Source organism: Microbacterium sp. AG157 (genome assembly GCF_003385695.1).
GTDB lineage: Bacteria > Actinomycetota > Actinomycetes > Actinomycetales > Microbacteriaceae > Microbacterium > Microbacterium testaceum.
The window spans coordinates 477504-492153 of the sequence record NZ_QRDK01000004.1 but is presented as its reverse complement, the minus strand read 5'-3'; the positions used below and the strand labels follow the sequence as shown (position 1 = coordinate 492153).

13 protein-coding genes and 1 tRNA gene are annotated in these 14650 nt (G+C 63.6%); 2 read left to right on the top strand and 12 right to left on the bottom strand.

What is annotated here, in order from left to right; genetic code table 11:
• Positions 1-26: 26 nt before the first annotated feature.
• The 5 genes from DEU35_RS15215 to DEU35_RS15195 form a co-directional block, all read right to left on the bottom strand.
• Positions 27-515, bottom strand: a complete 489-nt coding sequence (locus DEU35_RS15215; protein WP_116239994.1) for a hypothetical protein — start codon at positions 513-515, stop codon at positions 27-29.
• Positions 516-663: 148 nt separating this feature from the next.
• Positions 664-1185, bottom strand: coding sequence for an LPXTG cell wall anchor domain-containing protein (locus tag DEU35_RS15210; RefSeq protein WP_103208681.1), 522 nt, complete (start codon positions 1183-1185; stop codon positions 664-666).
• A 220-nt stretch (positions 1186-1405) separates the two neighbouring features.
• Positions 1406-3247, bottom strand: a complete 1842-nt coding sequence (locus DEU35_RS15205) for a DUF4012 domain-containing protein (RefSeq protein ID WP_258873576.1) — start codon at positions 3245-3247, stop codon at positions 1406-1408.
• 55 nt (positions 3248-3302) lie between these two features.
• Positions 3303-4802 carry a polysaccharide biosynthesis tyrosine autokinase gene (locus DEU35_RS15200; protein WP_116239992.1) on the bottom strand — a complete coding sequence of 500 codons (1500 nt, stop codon included), beginning with the start codon at positions 4800-4802 and terminating at the stop codon, positions 3303-3305.
• Between the two features lie 181 nt (positions 4803-4983).
• Positions 4984-5655, bottom strand: a complete 672-nt coding sequence (locus DEU35_RS15195) for a low molecular weight phosphatase family protein (protein ID WP_258873575.1) — start codon at positions 5653-5655, stop codon at positions 4984-4986.
• Here DEU35_RS15195 and DEU35_RS15190 point away from each other — a divergent pair.
• A complete protein-coding gene (locus tag DEU35_RS15190; RefSeq protein WP_258873574.1) occupies positions 5647-6459 on the top strand; it encodes a CPBP family intramembrane glutamic endopeptidase in 813 nt (270 codons plus the stop codon). The genes DEU35_RS15195 and DEU35_RS15190 overlap by 9 nt on opposite strands.
• A gap of 75 nt (positions 6460-6534) precedes the next feature.
• Here DEU35_RS15190 and DEU35_RS15185 read toward each other — a convergent pair whose 3' ends face one another.
• From DEU35_RS15185 to DEU35_RS15155, 7 genes are all read right to left on the bottom strand, one after another.
• Positions 6535-7512 carry a glycosyltransferase family 2 protein gene (locus DEU35_RS15185; RefSeq protein WP_116239989.1) on the bottom strand — a complete coding sequence of 326 codons (978 nt, stop codon included), beginning with the start codon at positions 7510-7512 and terminating at the stop codon, positions 6535-6537.
• Between the two features lie 13 nt (positions 7513-7525).
• Positions 7526-8539, bottom strand: a complete 1014-nt coding sequence (locus DEU35_RS15180; RefSeq protein ID WP_181904668.1) for a glycosyltransferase family 1 protein — start codon at positions 8537-8539, stop codon at positions 7526-7528.
• Positions 8540-8582: 43 nt separating this feature from the next.
• Complete coding sequence (locus DEU35_RS15175) at positions 8583-9692, bottom strand: glycosyltransferase (RefSeq protein ID WP_116239987.1); 1110 nt, start codon at positions 9690-9692, stop codon at positions 8583-8585.
• A 39-nt stretch (positions 9693-9731) separates the two neighbouring features.
• A complete protein-coding gene (locus DEU35_RS15170) occupies positions 9732-10733 on the bottom strand; it encodes a glycosyltransferase (protein WP_116239986.1) in 1002 nt (333 codons plus the stop codon).
• Positions 10730-11773 (bottom strand): polysaccharide pyruvyl transferase family protein, encoded by a 1044-nt coding sequence (locus DEU35_RS15165; protein ID WP_116239985.1) that lies wholly within the window; start codon positions 11771-11773, stop codon positions 10730-10732. Before DEU35_RS15165 ends, DEU35_RS15170 begins: the two co-directional genes overlap by 4 nt.
• Positions 11774-11802: 29 nt before the next feature.
• Entirely contained in the window at positions 11803-13341 is a 1539-nt protein-coding gene (locus tag DEU35_RS15160) for a lipopolysaccharide biosynthesis protein (RefSeq protein ID WP_258873573.1), read from the bottom strand.
• A gap of 624 nt (positions 13342-13965) precedes the next feature.
• Positions 13966-14039 (bottom strand) — tRNA-Met (locus DEU35_RS15155).
• An 83-nt stretch (positions 14040-14122) separates the two neighbouring features.
• Between DEU35_RS15155 and DEU35_RS15150 the strand changes: the two genes are divergently transcribed.
• A complete protein-coding gene (locus tag DEU35_RS15150; RefSeq protein ID WP_116239983.1) occupies positions 14123-14620 on the top strand; it encodes a DUF6328 family protein in 498 nt (165 codons plus the stop codon).
• The last annotated feature ends 30 nt before the right edge of the window (positions 14621-14650 follow it).

Below are 14650 nucleotides of genomic sequence, written 5' to 3'. Positions count from 1 at the left end.
CGATGGGGCGAGCCGGGTTGACGGGCTCAGCCGAACGGGTGGGGCGTCGGCGCGGCCGGCGAGGACGCGAACTGGATGAGCACCTGCAGGCACGGCTCATCTCCCACGGTGCCCGAGAGATGACCCTCGGTCCCGTCGACGTCGTGCGTCTCGAGGTCCTGCCCGAAATGGATGTCGCCGGGGCCCATCTCGACGCGCGAGCCGTCCTGCGTCTCGAGGAACCAGCGTCCGCGCAGCGGAATCACCCACTGAGGATGAGGCGACGGATGCCATTGCCCCACCCACCCCACCGGGAGCGCCGCGAACAGCACCGCCGACACTTCCCCGGGGAACGGGCGCATCCACTGCGGGTCGGCTCCGCCGCCCACGCTCTGGAGCCCGAAGCCGCGCATCACCGATTCGTCGAGCCGGCTCTTGCCGTCGAGCCCCGTCCACATGTGCACGAAGGGCAGCGTCGGCGGGGTGTCGGCGTCGCGCCCGTCGTTGTCGAGAGGGGCGGTGGTGGTGGTGTCCATGCGTCGAGTCAACCGCGCGCGACGCGGGGGAGCGGAGGGTTGACGGAGGGGACGGATGCCAGGTGCCGTCGGCGCAGCCGACCGGTGCGAACGAAGAAGGGGCGCCGCCGACCGGAGTCGACGACGCCCCTCGGGGACGCGTGGTGCGTCAGGCCTTGCTGTCGGCGCGGTTGCGACGAACCGTGGTGGCCACGGCGATCGTGCCGCCGGCCAGCGCGAGTGCGCCGCCGCCGACCCAGAGGCCGAGCATCGAGCTGGCGTCGAAGCCGGTCGCGGGGAGACCGGTGGAGCCGCCCGCGTTGTTTCCGGAGCCGCCGGCGGTGCCGCCGGCGGGCGTTGCCGACAGCGTGTAGGTGCCGCGGGCGTCAGCGGGGAGCGTGACGTTCGCGGTGGCGTTGCCAGAGGCGTCGGCGACCTTCGTGATCGACTTCGAGCTGACGGGCAGGTTCGCGGTGGCGAGGCCGGCCTGGTTGGCGTTGTAGCCGACGAGCACGAAGGTGACGGTGGCGCCGGGAGCCACGTTGAACGTGACCGGGCCGTTGTTGGTGATCGTCACGGTCTGCGTGCCGGGAGCGGTGGGGACGTATGCCTGAGCCACGGCGGGAGCTGCGAACAGCAGCGCGCCGGCGAGGGCGGCGGAGACGCCAGCCTTCTTGAGGGAGAGCTTCATGAGTGCCTGCTTTCGAATCCGGGCTACCGGGAGGTGGTGGTCCGCGTCCGTGCTATCCCGATGAAGCTGCAAGGGGAAGGACAACAATGAAGCGGTGGGCGGTACTGAGACCCTTCCTGAGTATTACCTAGGCATTGGCTCAGTTGCAAACTGTGAAGGTTTCGACTACGTAAATTTACGCTGACGCGCAGTGGGAAGCGCATTTACGCAGCCGCATTGTTTATCCGAGGGTGGCCGTTCCCGACGTCTCACAGGCCGTGGCAACCGTCGGATCGATGGCGGCATCGGCCGTCGGCGTGATAAGGGCTTCCGCTTTCGACGCGGTCGTCGTGGCACGCACGGTCACGGTGAGATCAGCGGACGCCTGCGGAAGCAGTTGGAAGCCGAAGGTCAGAACCTGCCGCCCCTCGAAAGATCCGGTCACGGATGCCGTTCCCTCGGCTGTCGCGCCCGACACGAGTTCGTACCCCTCGGGGAGGTAGACGTTGCTCACGACCGTTGCGGTGCCCGGCGCTGTGCCGAATTGGCCGTTCGCGGTCACATATCTCGGGAGCGATGTCGCGGCATCCGCCGGGGCTGTGTTCGTGAGGGTCATCTTCAGAGTCAGCTGACGTTGCCCCTTGCGTCCGTCCGGCGCGCATTGGTCCCAAGCGAGAGAAACGTCGGGCTTGACGTAGTAGCTCATCTTCGAGCCGCCGCCGTCGTTCAGATACACCCCGAATCGGGCCGTCTCCTCATCGGTCACCGGCAATTCGCCCGCCACGGACGATCCCTCGAGGATGTCCTGTTCTTCGGGATCGGTGCTCCACATCAAGACGCGGCGTTGTTCGGCCGCGGTCGCGAGGTTGGTCAGCAGGCTCACCGTCGACCCGCGCCCCTCGAGGAAGGCAGTGAAGACCGCTCCCGTTGCACCGGCGAAGAATGCGTCTTGCGCTGATGGGTCCGGGTATCGCTGGTAAACGTCGCTGAGAAGCATCTGCACGGCGTTGTCTGCGGAAAGCGTCTCGCCATCGGGCAGTGCAACGGGTCCGGTCGAGCGCAAAAGGTACGACAGGACGACGGGGTCGAGCGTGATGACGCCGTCGACCTCGACGCCGGTTCGTTGCTTGTACATCTCGCGGGCGAGGGGTCCGTCGAAGGTGAAGTCCGGAATCTGCGTGAGGTTCTGGAAGAACCGCGCGGGTCGGGTCTCGTAGATGTTCTGCACGTCGGGCGGAAGGTCGACGACCGGATTCTTGATCCCTTTCGATAGCGAGGTGCCGGACTCGGTGTTCGCCAGGCTGATCGCGCCATGATCGGTCTTGAGAAGAATCGCCGTCCCCGCTATGCCGCCCAACGACCGCCACTCTGCATTGTTCTGCACGAGCACCAGGTAGTTGCGCTCACCGTTCTGCCCCAGAACGTCGGGGAGCAGACGCGTCGCCCGTGACAGCGCGTCGAGACTGGTGGCCGTCTGTTCGAAGACCGCGGTCGACTTATCGACCGCGCGCGCGAGTACTCCGACGAGAGGCGTGCGATTGAGACCCAGCAGTTGACCGGAGGCATCTGCAGCTGCGGATGCCGCGGACTGGGCGGGCTGCGCGAGAACGGCGAGGCCGGTCGTATCGATACGACCGTTGACCGGCTTCAACGCGTCGAAGGATGTGTCTTGGGCGGCCGTCACCAGGGGCAGGAGGGCATCGCTGAGGAGTGTGTCGCCCGCAGATGCCACCGTGCCGAAAGCCTGCAGCTGCGGGCCGATCCACGGCGCAGTCTCCGCGAGGTGCCACACCGGGTCGGAGGTGAGCTCGTGCGCGGCGGAGGCGTCCGTCGCCAAGCGGGCGACGGTGGCGCCCGCGGCGCCCGGGTCGGATGCGAGCGCCGACGAGGCCTCGCTGATCCCCGCTTCGATGCGCGACAGGTGCTGATAAGCCATCCACCCCCGCACGCCCACCCAGGCGGCGATGACGACGAGGAGGACGAGGAAGGCTCCGACGACCCAGGCCGCCACGCGACCGGCCCTGAGCATAGCCGGGGGGAGAGGGGAGGAGCTCACGCTGGTGCCCTTCGCTTCCGTGGTCACGCCGGTCTCCGTTCGCTACTGTGACACCTCTGTCGATCCGAGGTGGATCTGTGGGTCAGCCGTCGCGCTGTGCTTCGCGCGAGGTACGGCGCGGCGAGAAGCCCAGCTCGTCGAGCGAGATATCTTCCGGGGCGTCCGCGTCGGCGACGCTCTTCTCCTTCTTCCGCGAGAACCGGCTGGTCTTCGCGGGCAGCTCGCGATACCCGTACCCGTACCCGTATCCGTAGGCGGCGTAGTACGAGTCCGGTCCTCGGGTCGGCACCATCGACATAATGAAACCGGCGAGCTTGGCCCCGACGGTGTTCAGTGCCTCGGTGGCTCCTGTCAGCTGATGCTTGGTGGTCTTGCCCGCCGACACGACCATGAGTGCGCCGCTCGTGGCTCGGGCGAGGATCGCGGCGTCGGTGACGGGCAGCAATGGGGGAGCGTCGCACAGCACGACGTCGAAGTCGCGCTCGAGCATCTCGAGCAGCACGGTCATCTGCTGCGACCCCAGCAGTTCGCTCGGGTTGGGCGGGATCTTTCCCGCGGGCAGCACGTAGAGGCTGCGGCCGCCCCAGGGGAGCATGACCTCATTGACTTTGGCCCGGCCGATGAGAACGTCCGTCAGCCCTGCGCCACCTTCGATGCTGAGGTACTCCGCGACCTTGGGCTTGCGCAGGTCGGTGTCGAGCAATGCGACTCGCTTGCCGGCATCGGCCAGGGCGATCGCCAGGTTGATCGTGGTCGTCGACTTCCCCTCGCTCGGGATCGAGCTGGTGACGACGAAGCTCGAACGCCCGCCCATGTCGAGGAACTGGAGGTTCGTGCGCAGCGCACGGAACGATTCGGCCCGCGGGCTCAGCGGATCCGCGTGGACGATGAGCGGCCGTTCCTTCGCTTTGGCGTCGTAGGCGATGGCACCGATGGCGGGTGCGTCCGTGATCTGTTCCGCATCCCGAGGCGTTCTCACGCGGTTGTCCAGGGCAGTGCGCAGAACCGCGACTCCGATACCGATTGCCAGCCCAGCGAGCAGGCCAAGAGCCAAGTTCAGCGGCACATTCGGCGACGTGGGGCTCAACGCCGGTTGAGCGTCTGTGACTCGGGTGAGCCGAACGGGGCTGGCGCCGCCGTCCACTGCCGGCTCGAGCGCCGGCACCACGGTCGAAAGGCTCGCTGCGACGGCATTCGCGATCGCCGAGGCGGTGACCGGATCAGAATCTGTGGCGGCAATCGTGATGAGTGTGGAATTGAGTGCAGCCGACGCTTTGACGTCCTTCGCCAGCATGTCGGCAGTGGTTGCGAGTCCGAGGTCGCTAATCACGGGATCGAGGACGGCGGGCGTAACTACCAAGCCCACGTAGGTATTGATTCTCGCCTGCGTGAAGTTCGACCCTTGCTGCAGTTCGGCCGTCGTGCCTCCCCCCTGCGTCGAGACGAAGACGGTGCTGGATGACTCGTACGCCGGTGTGCGGGTCAGCGTAAAGACGGTGGCAGCGGCAAGTCCCACGGTCGTGAGGACCACGATCACGAGCCAATTTTTCCGAAGGATTCGGATGTAGTCGCTGAGCTCCATGGTGCCTCTCGAGGTGTCGCCGGCACACGTCGTGCGGCACTGGGGGAAGGACGTCAGTCTGTCACATGGATTGTTTGTGGCTGGTTTTGGCGATGGCGTGAATACCGCGGGTCCTCCTGCATTGGCCACCGACTGCGTAGCCCATGATTACCCCATGGCGCGATCCACGAGACTGTGGCCTTCAATCGTGAGCGAGACGGACCAGACGGAGGACTACGGGGAGCGCCGAGGTGAGCTGCTCCGTGGACAATGCGTAGGTCCGCGAGGATCGACGATAGGGATCGACAATGTCGTCGTCCTCGGCCATCGCGGGCGGAAGTACGAGTCCTCGACGACTCGCCGCGAACAGCAGCATCGCGGAGAACTTGTTCTCAGGCGTCAAGGGACCTGATGCCCGCGTTGACTCTTCACGAAGCTGATCATCGCTGACGTCGGCGAGGAGGCGGCTGAGCTCCCGGACGGTGAACGTTCGGCGCAGGACTGACGGGTTCGTTTCAACGATCTCTCGGCGGTGTTCTCGAGCCATCGCGAGAGCAAGATGTGCAGACCGAAGGTGTTCGTCGGTCAGAGCTCTCGCTCGGTGACTCTCCACCTGTCTGGGATCACACCCGTGGGTGACCGCGATCTCGGCAGTCTCGGTCGTCATCGGCACCCCGCCCCGTGCGCGCGTGCCGGCACTGCTTACGCTCACGTCGAATCCAGACACGAGCTCCGTGAGAAGCTGTTCGGCTAAGGGGGATCGGCACACATTGCCTGTGCACACGGCGAGTATGTTCAGCAAGCTGCTCCTCCGAGATGCCGATCTGGGATGCCCGCACGTCCAGACTCCGAGTAAGTTGAGCGCGTGCGTCATCAGCATAATCAGTCGACCGTTGCGAACGCCGCCGGTCCAGCGGTCCATTTTGACCCCGGCTCCCTCGGCGCCAACTCCGACGCTGCTCAAATCCGCAGGCGTCGGCGCACCGATTGGCGGATGGGTGGACGAGAGATTAGCAAATGGGACCTGAGGGTCCTCGTGTGCGCGCTAATTGGAGCAGGAGCCGCAATCCTCGTCAGCGTCGTCCTCGCCCATTCCGCGATAGCCGGGGTCGCCGCATTGTCGTTGCCCGCTTTGTGGGTCGGCCTGCTTGTGCCGGTGGGCTACGCCGTGGTCAGGGGGCGCCCGGCGGGCCTGTTCCGTCTGCGACTCGTCGACGTGCTTTGGGGAGTCGGTTTGGGTGTGGGGCTCCGCCTGGTGCAGGGGGGCCTTAGTGATGCGAACGCTGCATCGTTCCCCACCTCTACATCCCTCTCGATCGATCTCGCGGCCAGCTCACTGACGGCGATCACCCTAGCTGCCGCCTTTGTCGGGCCTCTTGTAGAAGAGCTTTTCTTCCGTTCCGTTCTCGTTGTCGTCATCTTCCAGATGCTCCGAAAGACATTGGGTGCAGCTGCGGCGGGTGCTACTGCTCTCCTCGCATCCGCCGGCGCCTTCGTGTGCCTTCACGGGGCGTACGCCCCGCTCTCCCTCTCGAGCGGGTTGCAATTGTTCCTGGTGGGTGGCGTCTGCTCCCTACTCGTCCTGCTCACGGGCCGGGCTTGGTCTGCCGTCATCCTGCATGTCGTCTACAACGCGGTTTACCTCGTACTCGTGGGGGTCGGTACCGCGGGTGCGTAGCGCGCGGAACTGTTTTCCCTCACCTCAGTGAGTTCTAGCCCGAGTGGACGGACGAGTCAGGCGTCGGGCGGTCTCCTAAGCGCTCGGCACGGACTCAGGCGAAGGTAAGCCCCATGCCGCACGAGCATAGGCTGCGAATCGCCTTGCATCGCCGCGATAAGCCGGACGAACCGATGCGAGTAGAGCGAAGACACTCGAGCGAGCGGCGAAGCCGACAGCGACGACACCTCGCCACGACGCTGCGTGGACAGTGCTCGGGTGATACCGGAGAACGAAGAGGTCATAGAGGTTCTCGAGCCATACAGTCCTCACCGGGCCCGAAGAATCGTCACTGCTGCCTCCGACGCTGTGGTAGGCGCGGGCCCAAGGGAAGACAGCTACCTTCCAGCCGGCGCTACTCGCGCGGAGACAGAATTCCACGTCTTCGGCGTACATGAACCACCGCTCGGAGAGTCCGCCCAAATGTTGCCAGACGGTACGTTCGACGAGCATGCAGCCGCCGGACACCCACTTCACGAATTCCGGCTGATTCGGGCGAGTTTGATCCCGCAAGAGATAGTGCCCACGCAGTCGTGCCGTGTACTTGCCTAAGCGCGACAGGCCGGATGAATGAAGGAACATGCGCTTCACCGAGGGCTCGTACCCCGCAGCCATGGTGCGGAACTCCCCGGCGCCCTCGATGACGTCTGGGGCTGCAACGCCGACGCCGGGGTGAGCGCGCATAGCGACGGTCAGAAGATCTATGTTCTCGGAGTCCAATGAAGCGTCGGGGTTGAGGAGGAGCAGGTATCTGCCGCGGGCGTACTCTGCCGCGCGGTTCACTGCCCTCGCGAACCCGAGGTTCTCCCCTGAGCGGATCAAGGTGACTCGTGAGCCGTAGGTGTTCTCGACGAAATCTGCGGTGCCATCGGGCGAAGCGTTGTCGACCAGCACGATCTCGCAGCTGCCTACGAGTCCGTCGATCGCTGCTCGAATAGTGGACCGACTGTTGTACGTGACGATGAGTACGGTCACGAGCGGGACGGGGGTGGCCGGTTCATCCGTTTCGATCACCTTGTCGCCTCTTTCATTCTCGCGGTGCTATGGATGCGGACCTTATCCGGGAAGCGATGTCTTCCCAGGCAGATTCGGCGTCTTGCAACCCGTCGACGGGTCCAGCGGCGCGCCTTTGCGGCATGCTTGCGAGGGCGGTGGCCAAAGCTGTCGGTGAGTCTGGATCGACGAAGGCGTGCGCATCCGGAACCAGCTCCCGCATAACGGGTATGTCGGAGACTATGGCCGGAGTTCCGAAAAAACGAGCTTCTGCGGGTGGCAAGCCATAACCCTCATCGCGCGACATGAAAATAAGACAATTGGCATTGGAGTAGAGCCATCTGAGCTCTTCATCCGAAACGCGGCCAGCGAAGATGACGTGCCCCGCGTCCACGAGCGCGCGAATATTTTCTGGCAATTCGGTGTTGGCGCCGGAATACTCGGCACTTCCTACGATGATCATCGGATGCGTCGGCGAGAGAAGTCCCGACGCCACCGCCCCGCGAAGAGCGGTATCGAGGTTCTTTCTCCGGTTCAATCGCCCTACGCAAAGCCAGTAGCCTTCCCAGCCGGTCGGCATCATTGCGGGGGTGCGAGGTGTCGCGGCGGCGAGGGCCGGTGAGATGGCGAGGCTCGTTGCACGCACGGGCGAGAGACGGGGGTGCAGCCTCTCAATTCGCGCCGCTTCTGTGCGCGAGGACGTGAACACGGTCGACGCGTAGGTCGCGAGACGGCTCATGGGCCAGAAGTACACTCGTTCTTTGCGGGTGAACCAATGCGGGGATTCCTCGAAGAGCAGATCGTGAATGAACACTGCATTGCGAGTAAATGGGGAGGTGTAGTTATGGGATACGACAAGGTCGACCCGGTTGCGTCGAGCCTGAAGGGGCAGCTCTACGACATTCGAGAGGGCCTGCGGGGACAGCCGAGTGAAAACGATCCTCGCATCGGGCGGTACGTCCTGAAGGTTCCTATGGCGTGCGCGCACGGCGAGAACTATTTCGTCTTCCGGGAAACGCCGCGACCATCCGAAAATGATCTCGCGCATTACGGTTCTGTTGGCGATGGGTCCTCTATGCCACCAGAATGCGTCAAACAGGACGCGCATTCAGCGCCTCCCTTAGCGCGGATTCGTAACGTCCACAGACCAACTCCCAGGTGAACAATTCCTGCTGACGGCTCCGAGCTGCGAGCGAAAGAGCGGACTGGCGGTTACTGTCTTGCATCAATTCAGACACGGTGTCCGCAATTTGACGTGGGCTTGGTTCAGTGAAGACACCCGCGTCTCCCAGCACCTCGCGATTGTAGACGGTATCTCGGGCGACAGCTGGGGTGCCGCACGCCATCGCTTGAACAAGCGCAGGGTTTGTGCCGCCAACACTGTGGCCGTGAAAGTAGACGCCACAGTTCTGCATGAGACGATGGAGAAGTTGATCGTCGGCGACATGTCCTAGCCACGTGATGTTCGGGGTCGACTCCGCAAGCAGCCGTGCACTGTCATCGAGTTCGCCACCGTAACCGGACGACCCAACAATGACCACCGGCCACGCTTTCGCGATTGATGCCGCTGCTTCGAAGAACTCCGGAATAGTGTTTTCCGGCACGAAACGAGCGACGACCAGTACATAGCCGCGGAACCTCAGGCCGAGTGGTGGTTCACTATCTTGTGCTGGGGCGTCTCCCCCGTAGGGGATGTAAATTCCGTCCCGACCGAACTTCGCTCCCCACCAACGCTTGATCTCGTGCGCGTCGTAGACGAGCGTGTTGGCCCAGCGTGCCGTGCTCCTCGCGCCGCTGCGGAAGACAGCTTTCGCGATCCGCCCCCACTTGGCACGCTCCCACTCGATTCCATCGACGTTGACAAGTGTCGGGATCCGAGCTGCACGAAGCAGGGGAAGCCAGAACCCGTTTGCAACATTCATGACGAGAGCGACGTCGCAACCGTCCTTCACTGCTCGTCGCGTAGCTGTGAAGCCGTATGTCAGCGTGCTGAGGGACTTTCGCTCGAGTCCGCGCGTGGCGACGGAGTGCACCCGTTGGTCTCGCTCGGGGTCATCCAATTTCATGGACTGCGGCCGTCCGTACACGACAACGTCCCATCCGGCCTCGCTCAAGTACGGTGCTAGTTTCCTCACGGCCGTCTCAAAGCCCCCGTAATAGCTCGGGTAACCGCGTGTGCCAATGATTGCGACTTTAGGCAAAGTCTGCCTCCTCGTAAGAAGTGAATGAGTGCGACGCGTTCAATGGGACAAAGAGGCGACGATCTCGCCGATCGCTGAGGACATTGTTTTCGTGGAGTGTGACGTCAACACCCGGTGTTGCCCAGCGCGTCCCAGATCCCGCAGCTGGCGGGGGCTGTCCAGGAGTCCGACGACAGCTGCTGCCATGGCGCCTGCGTCGCCAGCTGGCGTCAGGCGACCAGACGCCTCGTCGACGTAGTCGGACATCCCGGGTGTGTCTGTCGTCACGACTGGCCGTCCTGTTGCCGCGGCCTCGAGGGCGACTGTCATCCCCGACACGTGGTGATTGAAACGCGTAGCGATAGCCACGATGGAGGCGCGACCGTAAAGGTCGCGCAGATCTCGATGGGAAAGGCGTTGCACGCGAACGATACCCGCGGGCACCGGATGGTCGGAGGCAGTCTGAACCACCACCTGCGTGTCCGGTCGGGCGGCCTTGATCTCAGCCATTGCGGCGTACAGCGTCGGTATATCTCGATCGCGGTCGCCGCCTGCGCTCAGTACGAGCGGCTGAAGTGGAAGGGGCGCTGGCCTGTAGTAGTCCGTGTCGATACCGAACTTCAAGAAGTGAACCGCGGGTCTGTCGCGGCCGAGAATCGCTTCTACCAACGCAACCTGGGGTCGACTCAGGCACCACAGTGCACTCGCCTGTTTGAGCGCCCTGCGGTAGAGGGCTTTGACTGCGCGGTCTCGCGCGTTCACTGGCGGGTCGGTGTTCCAAATGACGCCCCCGACGACGTGCTCGAACCGACGGGAAGCGACGAGCCGAGCAACACTGCTTTCTTCCCACCCGATCGCAACACCTCGCCGCTGCGATCGACGACTCTGAAATTGGGGGAGATAGCCGCGGCTCGACAACGCCACGGTTCTTAGATCGTACTGATCGTCGAGACGGTCCAGGCCGTAGGGCCAGCGGTCCGGTCGTTCTCCGTTCGCGTGCGACGTCTCCCATTCCGCGATGTCCCATACGGCGGGAAAGCCTACCGTGACGGTGCGGGTCATCGGTTCTCCGCCCGTTTCAGAACGTCTGACGAGAGGACGTCGGTTGCCTTGGGGGCGAATATCCCCGAACGAAGCACGTGTGTGTAATTCTCGAAGATCGGCCCGATCTTTCCGTAGTTATTCTCCGTAACGACATGCGGAACGCTGAGTAGGCCGGCCAGCACATGCGCGTGCAGTCTGTTCGTGATGACTGCACGCCTGCCCCGCACCAGTGTCAGGCCAGCCAGGAGATTCTGCTTTCTATTGAAGTCGTTGGCGCGCTGTACTACTCGGAACATGAGAGCGTTGTCGCGGAGCCATGGGGCGAGCCGGGCCAACCGTCCCGGCACGCGCGTCACTTTCCACAGGGCTTTCTGCCACCCGGTCAAACGCCAGTCGCGCACCTCGTCAGACGACTCGAGGTGCAGCTCGACCTCCGCGGCGAGATCTCCAGCTGCTTCCTTGTCTTCGCGCGCCAGGACAAGGATGCCTTGAGGTTCCCCGCGTGTCAGAGTCTCTCTGGGGGTCCAACCGAGCGCCATGTCGGGGCACAGGCGGACGTTCACATCGGGGAGAGCAGCCAGAGCCCTCTCGAGAGAGTCCGTGTCACGAACAAGCAAGGTGAAGTTGGGATGTGCTGAAAGGATCGCATTGGCTTGCGCCGCGCGCGAAGGGGACTGGAAGTACACGGTCTGCGGGAGCTGAACGATGCGGCGGTCATGATGGTCAGCTACCACCCGTTCGCGAAATTCCTGAAAAACTGGCCATACGTCTCCGAAGTTTCCGCCTCCATGCAGCAGAATCGGTGCGCCGGGAGCGAGTCGATCGAGAAGCTTGTTGCTGTGCCGGAAGATATCCGCTTCGTAAGCCACTCGGACGCGAAGCCTTTTCAGATACTCGATTTCTCCCTGCCAGATCATGTTATCTCCGACGTTCTCGTGAGTCGGGATATCGAGCAGAACGACCTCGGAGGCGTCCGAAAGGGCGCCTTGCAAGACGGAAGAAGTGAACGCCCGGACGGCGTCAAGCGACTCGAAGACGGGGAAGGCAGTTTCGCTCACCTTGATATTCCATTCCGGAGGACGGTTGGCTACAGCTTTGCGCGAAGTAGCTCGACGAATCGTTGGGCGGGGAGGTGCTTACGCAAGATGAGCGCGAAAATTGCCGCAGACATCGCGAACGCGAGCGTGCTGTATAGAGAAAGGGGTTGTAGCCCAGCGAGGAATTGTATTCCGGCGGCCACGGAGGCGAGTGTGGTGGCAGCGACGACGACCGCGACGATCGCAAATATACCGCTTGCTCGCCAGTCATCGGTCCCGAGCTCGAGCACCGAACGAGCCCGCCAGAGGTAGAGGGGGGCAATGAATGCCAGGGGTGCGCTCAACGCCAGTGCGGCGCCGACGATGCCGAGACCGTCCACCAGTGGAAAGCTGAGCACTGCGAAGGCGACAAGCCAGGTGAGCTGTATCAAGAAGAACGCCCCCGGCCGCCCAAGAGCGTCGCCAGCGGGAACCATCGGGATCTGTATCGAGTTGATGACGAAGCCGATGAGGAACACGATCATTGTCAGCGCAATGGTGGCCGCCGGGACGGAGGCGCCGAGCCAGAGATGGACGATGTCGCTCGCGCCGAACACAAGGACGCCTGCGCCTAGCGCAGACGCGCCGAAGGCCACCGCGCAAAGAGTCGTCAGTATTCGTCTGGCTCTCGTGGGATCTTCAACGAATTGCCGGCTGAGCGTCGAGCGGAACGGGTCAACGATCCAGGTCAGTAGTTGGCGGGCAGCCGTGTATACGCGGAATGCAGCGTTGTAGTAGGTCACGTCGCTCGGGCCCATCACGCTGCCGACAACGACGGTTCCCAACTGAAGAATTGTCGCTCCTACCAGTGCAACACCGAAAGAGCGGATGCTGTAGCGCAACATCTTTCGCAGGGCGCTGAAGGCGCCGTGTCGGAATGAGATCTTCAACAACTTGCGCTTCGCAAGTGTGGCGACAGCCGCGGCGTGAGGAGTGATCGCAGCGACGACTTCAGCCGCAGCAAGCCAAACGATGCTGTCAAAGACCAGGCACGCAGTAAGAGTGCCGGCACAACGGACTGCAATCCCGATCGACTGATTTCTCCGTTCGACGGGGAGCAGCCCCGCCCCGATCAGCGCTGAGGCGAATGGCGAGATGAGAAGGCAGGCGAGCATGAGGGTCGCGAGAAGCGCGAGTGCGTTGGCGTCGGCCGACGACACTCCTGCGGCATCCGCGTTCGACGAGGTGATGAAGACAGCAAGTGCCGCGAAGAGCGGTACAACCGCGGTGGCGACCAGAAGGTTCCACATCAGCCCGCCTGACACGTACTGGGAGAAGGTGTGGCCTTGGACACCCGCTCTCGACCGGGAACCGAAATGGACAATGGCAGATCCAACACCCACATCGGCGTATTGCAGGTATATAGAAACCGCGGAGACGAGAAGCCAGAGTCCGTAAGCCCCGCTGCCAACGGTTCCGATCACCAGAGGAAGCAGAGCTAGGCCGACAAAGATGCTAAGAAGGCCTGCGCCGGCGCTGCTCAAGATGCCAGCCGCGCCGCCGTGCTCCTTGCGGCGTGCGCGTAGGGACCTGCGCGAGGGGGAGCGCATCGCGTCACCCATCGGCAGGGTGCGCGACGCTGGATGCGGCGGGAATCCGAAATGTGGAGTCAGATGATCTCAATGCGTCCGTATCTGCGCTCGGCCTTGCTGAGCCGTTGATGAGGTCGCTCGACATCCGGCGGGGGTCCCTTCTTAGGGCGCAGCAATTGCGGCGCTCCTGGGCTGAACGCTACCAGCAGGCTTGGGGCGCTCCATCACCTTCACGTGAAGAATGCATTTCTTCTGGTCGGCAGACCGGGGCCGCCGCCTTGCGCGCTGATCGTGGGCGTCATTGAGGTTCGTTGCATAGCGGTCGTAGATAGGGCCAGCGAATGGGACGCGACCGCCTTCATGCTGACGTCCGCCGTCAGCGACGACCTCTCGAATCGCCGCGGTGTCGACAGCGGGATCTCGGGAAACTACGAGCGACGAACTCGGGGCGCAGCGCGAGGAGACGCTCTGCGCGCACCTTGCGAATCACGGGTCCGGACGAGTGATGCGGCGGTCTCGGGTTCAAGGCGGCTCGAGACCCTTGATTGGAGCTTGGGCTGCGGGCGAGCAGATGACACGGTTGAGCGGACCGGCTAGAAAAGTCGAAGGCCCCGAATCTCTCGATTCGGGGCCTTCTTTTTGTTGCGGGGGCAGGATTTGAACCTACGACCTCTGGGTTATGAGCCCAGCGAGCTACCGAGCTGCTCCACCCCGCGGCACAAGAGAAAACATTACCCGCAGATGAACGAACCCGCAAATCCGGGCTTACTGCCCGGGAGTGTCGCGAGAGAATGGCCAGGTGAGCAGCAACATCGACGACTTCGCCGACGGGCGCCCCGAGACCCCTGCGCAGAGGGCCGACCGCAACTGGAACGAGATTCTGCAGGAGTTGCGGGTGCTGCAAACCGGTACGCAGATCCTCACGGGCTTTCTTCTAGCGCTGGCGTTCCAAGCGTCGTTCGCCGAGCTCGAGACCGCCCAGCGGGTGCTCTACCTCGTACTCATCTGCCTCGCCGCACTGAGCGCGGTGGTTGCCCTCGCACCAGTAGCGCTCCACCGTGCCGTGTTCCACCTGCAGGTCAAACCGGTGCTCGTGAGGCTCGCGCATGACGCCCTCCGCGCGGCTCTCGCCCTGGTCTCTCTCTTGCTAGTAGGTGTCGTCGCGTTCGTCTTCGACGTCGTCGTGGGTCTCGGGGCGGCCGTGGCGTCCGGAGTCGTGCTCGGCGTGGTCATCCTGGTGCTGTGGATCGCGGTGCCAATGATCATCCGGCGCCGGGGAAGAGATAGCGCACGATGAGTCACGAGACCCTCGGAATCGCAGTCGCAC